This is a genomic window from Rhodococcus sp. R1101 (genome assembly GCF_000278445.1).
Classification (GTDB): domain Bacteria; phylum Actinomycetota; class Actinomycetes; order Mycobacteriales; family Mycobacteriaceae; genus Rhodococcus; species Rhodococcus gordoniae.
Genome location: NZ_AJVB01000194.1, coordinates 1 through 6674, shown reverse-complemented (window position 1 = coordinate 6674; position 6674 = coordinate 1). Strand labels below are relative to the sequence as shown.

Annotated in this window: 7 protein-coding genes and 1 other RNA gene; all 8 read right to left on the bottom strand. The window is 68.1% G+C overall.

The window, feature by feature from the left end:
* On the bottom strand, positions 1–551 hold a 551-nt coding region (locus R1101_RS0113255), incomplete at its 3' end, for a DsbA family protein (protein ID WP_016933903.1).
* Positions 552–592: 41 nt separating this feature from the next.
* Entirely contained in the window at positions 593–1084 is a 492-nt protein-coding gene (locus tag R1101_RS0113250) for a MauE/DoxX family redox-associated membrane protein (protein ID WP_016933902.1), read from the bottom strand.
* A 26-nt stretch (positions 1085–1110) separates the two neighbouring features.
* Positions 1111–2328 (bottom strand): MFS transporter, encoded by a 1218-nt coding sequence (locus R1101_RS0113245; protein WP_026003228.1) that lies wholly within the window; start codon positions 2326–2328, stop codon positions 1111–1113.
* Positions 2329–2385: 57 nt separating this feature from the next.
* Entirely contained in the window at positions 2386–4014 is a 1629-nt protein-coding gene (pgm, locus tag R1101_RS0113240) for a phosphoglucomutase (alpha-D-glucose-1,6-bisphosphate-dependent) (protein ID WP_016933900.1), read from the bottom strand.
* A gap of 422 nt (positions 4015–4436) precedes the next feature.
* Positions 4437–4805: a transfer-messenger RNA gene (gene ssrA / locus R1101_RS29600) on the bottom strand.
* A gap of 159 nt (positions 4806–4964) precedes the next feature.
* A complete protein-coding gene (locus tag R1101_RS0113235; protein WP_026003227.1) occupies positions 4965–5822 on the bottom strand; it encodes an EamA family transporter in 858 nt (285 codons plus the stop codon).
* Entirely contained in the window at positions 5819–6295 is a 477-nt protein-coding gene (smpB, locus tag R1101_RS0113230; RefSeq protein ID WP_026003226.1) for an SsrA-binding protein SmpB, read from the bottom strand. Before smpB ends, R1101_RS0113235 begins: the two co-directional genes overlap by 4 nt.
* Before the next feature lie 69 nt (positions 6296–6364).
* Positions 6365–6674 (bottom strand): FtsX-like permease family protein (locus tag R1101_RS0113225; protein ID WP_016933897.1); only part of this gene is annotated, 310 nt, incomplete at its 5' end.

The window sequence follows — 6674 nt, the reverse complement described above, 5'->3', positions numbered from 1 at the left end:
GCCATCTGCGCGAGACCCGCATTGTCGATGTCGCCCTTGCCGCCCTCGGCCGGTTGGTTGTCGGGCGACAGCACGGCGTTGTGGAATGCGGAGAACGCGCGGGCATCCCCGCTCTCGGCGACACACTGCGCCGCAGCCACCACCCGGGTCGAGTAGTCGCCGCTGCTCGACGCCCGGTCGAGGAAGGCCAGCATCCGGTACCGGACCGCCAGCTGCCCCTCGTCGATCGCCTGGGCGAGCTCCTGCGAATGCTTGTGTTCGAGTTCGGCGCAGTACGGGCACATCGGGTCCTCGAACAGGTCGACGGTCCGCGGGGCGTCGGGGCGGCCCAGCAGGATCGCACCGTCGTCCTCGATCGACACCTCCACCGCGGCGTTCTGCACGGAGCCGTAGTCGTCGTTGCGGGGACCGCTGCCCCCCGAGGACCACAGCACACCGCCGACGACGAGCACACCGATCACCAGGATGGCGATGCCGCCGAGAATGTAGGTGAACCTGTTCGATGTCTGCTCCGGTGTGTATTTGCCGGATGGGACCTTCTTCGCGCTCACGGATTCTGCCCTCTACTGCTCGTCGGTGGGGAAGGACGATCTCACTCTGCCATCGACGGCTGAGTGGCCGCTGAGAGGGACATCCGCGAACCCGGACCGAGCGCGAACCAGGTGCGCGGTCGGACGATCAGCCACATCGACATCGCCAGAAAGCCGACATCCCGGGCGATCTCGATCGCGTAGTCGCGGCCGTCGATATCCTCGACCACGCCCCCTCCCCCGAAACAGCCACAGTCGATCGACAGACCACGCGCCCACGCCGAGGCGATCGCGGCGACGAGCGCGACCAGCCCGAGTGCGCTGAGGAGCGCTGCGGGGCGGGTCGCCAATCCCACCAGCAGGACCAGCCCGAGGACCAGTTCGAGCACGGGAAAGACCGCGGCGAACGGCCGCACCCAGTCGGTGGGCAGAATGTGGTACGCCCGAACCGCGACGACGGTTTGTGTCGGGTCCGAGAACTTCACCCAACCGGAGACGAGCCACACCGCTGCCAGACCGAATCGGGCGAGCGTGGAGACGAGACCGACCCACATGCCGGCGACAGTACCCGGCAGTCGACTCACCGCGCTGTGTCGCCGGTCACCGGTGCCGCCTGCTCGGCGACGCGGGTGCGCCCGGCTACGAACCACGGCAGGGTTGCCGCGAGCATGATCACGCCCGTGACCGCGAAGGCCGTCGAGTACGACACCCGGTCCGCGAGGAAACCGGCCGCGATCGGACCGATCACCGCGCCGACGTCGGCGACCATCTGGAATGCGGCGAGCACAGGCCCGCCCCGGGCCTTGCTGCCGACGACGTCGGCGACCGCGGCCTGCTGCGAGGGGTTCGACAGTCCCGAGCCCATGCCCGCCACGAACGAGGTGATGAGGAACCACACGACGCTCTCGGTGAATCCCATCGCGATCGTGCTGACCCCGCACACCAGCAGACCGGCCAGGACGAAGGGTCGCCGCCCGAACCGGTCGGACAGCTTGCCGGACTTGATGAGGACGAGTGCGTTGCCCACTGCGAACGCCGTCAACGCGACACCCGCGAAGGCCTCCCCCTCGTCGAGGGCCTCGACGACGAACAGCGGCACCATCGCGACGCGGACCCCGAACACCACCCAGCCGTTGGCGAAGTTCGATCCGAGGGCCGCGCGGTAGACCGGCGAGCGCAGCGCATCGCGCAGGCGCATGACGGGCACGCCGTCCCCCTTGTCGGGACGGGCGAGATCCGACGAGCGCAGGCTGATCCCCACGACCGAGGCCGCCACGAGCAGCGCCACGGCGTAGATCAGGAAGGGTGCGCGCAGACCCAGCCCGATCAGCGCACCACCGACGAGCGGGCCGAGAATGTTGCCCATGAGGAAGCTCGTCGCGTACAGGCCCGAGACACGCCCGCGGGCGTCGGCGGGCGCGATCCGCACGAGCAGCCCGAGCGCCGACACGGTGAACATCGTCGACCCGATACCGCCGAGGGCCCGGAAGACGAGCAGCTGCCAGTAACTCGCGGCGAACGCGCACGCCCCCGTCGACAGGGCGACGATGAGCAGGCCCGTGATGTAGACGGGCCGCTCGCCCAGCTTCTGCACCAGCGATCCGCTCGCGGGTGCGAACAGCAGTCGCATCGCCGCGAACGACGACACGACGACGGTCGCCGCCGTGACACCGACGTCGAAGCTGCGCGCGAATTGCGGCAGCGCGGGAGCCACGAGACCGAAGCCGAGCGCGATGACGAAACTCGCGACGACCAGAACCCAGATTTCACGCGGCAACGCCGCGTCACGTGTCCGCATGATGCCCACGATGTTAGCGAGGCGCACGACCTCGCCGGGGCGCGGTGGCGACCGGACTCAGGACAGGACGGACGAGACGAGTTCGCGCGCCGCCTGCTGGACCTCGGCGAGATGGTCGGGGCCCCGGAACGATTCGGCGTAGATCTTGTACACGTCCTCGGTGCCGGAGGGGCGGGCGGCGAACCACGCGTTCTCGGTGGTCACCTTCAGGCCACCGAGCGCGGCGCCGTTGCCGGGTGCCGCGGTGAGCGTCGCGGTGATCGGTTCGCCGGCGAGTTCGGTGGCACCGACCTGCTCGGGCGACAACTTCGACAGCACCGCCTTCTGCTCCCGCGTCGCAGGGGCGTCCACGCGCGCGTAGGCGGGGTCGCCGTACCGGTCGACGAGTTCGGCGTAGTACCGGGACGGGCTCTTCTCCGTCACCGCGGTGATCTCCGCCGCGAGCAGCGCGAGCACGATGCCGTCCTTGTCGGTGGTCCACACCGAGCCGTCTCGCCGGAGGAAGGAGGCACCGGCACTCTCCTCCCCACCGAAGCCCAGCGAACCATCGCTCAGGCCGGGAACGAACCATTTGAAGCCGACGGGCACCTCGAGCAGGTCGCGGCCCACTCCAGCGGCGACCCGGTCGATCATCGACGAACTCACCAGCGTCTTGCCCACCTTGCTCGACTCCGCCCAGCCCGGCCGGTTGCGGAACAGGTAGTCGATCGCGACAGCGAGGTAGTGGTTCGGGTTGAGCAGACCCGCGTCGGGGGTGACGATGCCGTGCCGGTCGGCGTCAGCGTCGTTGCCGGTCGCGAGGTCGAAGGCCTCCCGGTTGCCGATCAGCGACGCCATCGCATTCGGGGACGAGCAGTCCATCCGGATCTTGCCGTCGGTGTCGAGCGTCATGAACCGCCAGGTGGCGTCGACGAGGGGATTGACGACGGTGAGGTCGAGCGCGTGCCGTTCGGCGATCTCGCCCCAGTAGTCGACGCTCGCACCGCCCATCGGGTCCGCACCGATCCGGACCCCTGAGGCACGGACGACGTCGAGGTCGACGATGTTCGGCAGGTCGTCGATGTAGGCGGCGAGGAAGTCGTGCCGTCCGGCGGAGGCGAGGGCGGAGGAGAGCGGCACCCGCTTCACCCCGTCGAGTCCGGCGGCGAGCAGTTCGTTGGCGCGGGCGGCGATGGTCGAGGTCGCATCGCTGTCGGCCGGTCCACCGGACGGCGGGTTGTACTTGAAGCCGCCGTCGCGCGGCGGATTGTGCGAGGGGGTGACCACGATGCCGTCGGCACGGGCCCCGGATCCGGCGTTGTGCTGCAGGATCGCGTGACTGACCGCGGGAGTCGGGGTGTAGCGGTCGCGGGAGTCGACCACCACCTCGACACCGTTCGCGACGAGCACTTCGAGTGCGCTCGCCCAGGCCGGTTCGGACAGCGCGTGCGTGTCGCGGCCGAGGAACAGCGGGCCCGAGGTGCCCTGCTGCGCGCGGTACTCGACGATGGCCTGGGTGGTCGCGAGGATGTGGTGTTCGTTGAAGGCACCGTCGAGGCTCGAGCCGCGGTGACCGGAGGTGCCGAATGCCACCTGCTGGGAGACGTTCTCGGGATCGGGCTGCACGGTGTAGTAGGCGGTGACCAGATGTGCGAGGTCCTCGAGATCCGCTGCCGTGGCCGGCTGTCCCGCTCGTTCGTGCGCCATGTGTTCTCCTCGTCGATGGTGGTGCCCTCATCTTGCCCGCCGGTCCAGCGGTACGTGCGGGATGAGTACCCGGATCCGGGCGTCGACACGGCTGGTCGCCGCAAAGGTCACTACTCCGTAGAGACCAAAGTTTCCGACCCCAGAGTCATATTGTTAGCTCACGATATAATCGACTACTTTCACCGAGTGGAATGAAGGCCATGCCGGGGAGGACATCCTTCGTTTCGCTCCGCTGTCCCGGCATCGTCTCCGATGCCCTCCGGGCCGACAGCGCGACCGTGCCCGTCGCCGAGAAACTCACACCCGAGTCTCGGCGGCGGGCATTGCCGGTTTCCGCGCCGATCCGTTGACCTCCGGTTCCGGGATCCCGAAACGACGAAACCCGGGTAGGTGATCGAATGTCGATCTCCTACCCGGGCCGTTGGTGGAGCTGCCGGGAATCGAACCCGGGTCCTCCGCCGCCTTGCGAGGGCTTCTCCGTGTGCAGTTCGCTATGTCTCTACTCGGATCTCCCGTTCTCGCGAACAAGACGAGATGACGATCCCAGTCGCTGTTTGCTGTCCCGTACGTCTCCGCGACCGAGCCGCACGGTAGAGCTCTCTAGTCGATGCCAGGATCCGGGTCGAGAGCAAACCCGGGCTGACAGAGACGCGCTCGCTTAGGCAGCGAGGGCGTACTCGCGCTGAGTGGACTCGGCGCTTAATTGGTTGCAGCGACGCTTACGGTGGTCTCTTGCCTGCACCGACACGCTTCCCCTTGCTCAACGTACGCAGTCGAAACCGTTCAGCCCCGTACGCACCTGCGACTGTCGCAGGACTACCTACTGTAACGATCTCGAGGCACGATGTCATTCCCATTTCCCGAAACGATTCGCAGCCGGGTCATGAGCCTGCTCACAGCACCTCTCACCAGCGGCGTCACCGGCTCGACCTCACCCGCCCCGGGACGAATCAGCCCGGCAGGCCGACGAGCGCGACGGCGAAGCCTGCCGCGACCAGCCCGAGCAGTTTCACCCGGCTCACCCGCTCACCGAGCACGAGGACGGCGAGCAGCACCGTCACCGCCGGATACAGTGCGGCGATCACGCTCACGAGCGACAGCAGACCGTACTGGTAGGCGAAGAGCAGGGCACCGTTCGCGATCACGTCGATCGCACCGATCCCGATGAGGATCGGCAGGAGGGGCCGGATCGGCCACACCACCGTGCGCCACGAGAACGCGATCACGAACCACACCACCAGCGTGGCGGTGGCGCGGGACGCCGCGAGCGGCCACAGTCCCGTGTCGGTCCCGACCTGGCCGAGCCCGACGAACGACAACGCGAACGCGATGCCGGATCCGACGGTCAACCACGCGATCGTGGGGGTGAAGGGCGGGTGCCCGACACCGGTGACGGTCTCGTCGGATTCGCGGCCGACCAGCCCCACCGCCACCACGGCGACGACGATGCCGAGACAGGCGAGCAGCCCGGGCCGATCCCCCAGCACGATGCCGACGAGCACGGGGATCCCTGCCACGACCACCGCAGTGATCGGAGAGACCACCGACATCGGCCCGTCGGCCAGCGCGAGGTAGAACCACCAGACGGCGATTCCGCCGGCCACGCCCGCCGCCGCACCCCACGCCAGCGACGCGGCGGTGATATCGCCACCGACGACGGACGCCGCGACGAGGGAGACGACGAGCGAGACCGGGTAGGTGACGGCGACGACACCCAATGCGCTCGCGCGTCGCGATGCGGCGCCGCCGGCGAAATCGCTCAGGCCGTAACCGACCGCGGCGAGCAGCGCGAGCGCGACCGCGATCAGCGGCTCATGCCCTTCACCCGCCGGCCGAGCTCGCGGGTCACCTCGCGTTCGGCGGTCCGGCGTGCGAGATCCTGGCGCTTGTCGTAGTCCTGCTTGCCCTTGGCGAGTGCGAGCTCGACCTTGACCTTGCCGTCGGAGAAGTACATCGACAGCGGCACGAGTGTCTGGTTGCCCTCACGGGTCTTGCCGACGAGCGCGTCGATCTCTCGTCGGTGCAGCAGCAGTTTGCGGGTACGACGGGGGGCGTGGTTCGTCCACGTGCCGTGCCCGTATTCGGGTATGTGCAGCCCGCGCAGCCACACTTCACCGTCGTCGACCGTCGCGAACGCGTCGACGAGGGACGCCTTGCCCTCGCGCAGGCTCTTGACCTCCGTACCCACGAGCGCGACTCCCGCCTCGTAGGTGTCGATGATGGTGTAGTTGTGGCGCGCCTTGCGGTTGGTCGCGATGACCTTCCGGCCCTTTTCCTTCACGTGCAGGCCTTTCCGGTCCACGATCGATCGAACAGAACACCGTCCAGCATAGGAACCTCGCACAACACCTTATTCACGCACGTACAGACGCAAGGTCACATACGAGGTGAGGGCGGCCATTCCGACACCCACGAGCACCAGGAACGGCGAGACCAGAAGGATGTCGCTGTCGGTGATGCGGGCGACGATGTTCGCGTCGTAGACCTCGGTGAGCATGTCGTCGACGAACATGCTCTTGGCCACGAAGAGGCCGCCGATGGCGAGTGCGGCGCCCACGATCGCCGCGATCACCGCTTCGAGGAGGAAGGGCAGCTGCGTGTACCAGCGGGTCGCGCCGACCAGCCGCATGATGCCGACCTCGGTGCGGCGGGTGAAGGCC

Excerpts from the sequence above, each read along its gene's own strand:
- R1101_RS0113250 (WP_016933902.1), bottom strand. The coding sequence starts at position 1,084 with ATGTGGGTCGGTCTCGTCTCCACGCTCGCCCGATTCGGTCTGGCAGCG.
- R1101_RS0113245 (WP_026003228.1), bottom strand. The coding sequence starts at position 2,328 with ATGCGGACACGTGACGCGGCGTTGCCGCGTGAAATCTGGGTTCTGGTC.
- pgm (WP_016933900.1), bottom strand. The coding sequence starts at position 4,014 with ATGGCGCACGAACGAGCGGGACAGCCGGCCACGGCAGCGGATCTCGAG.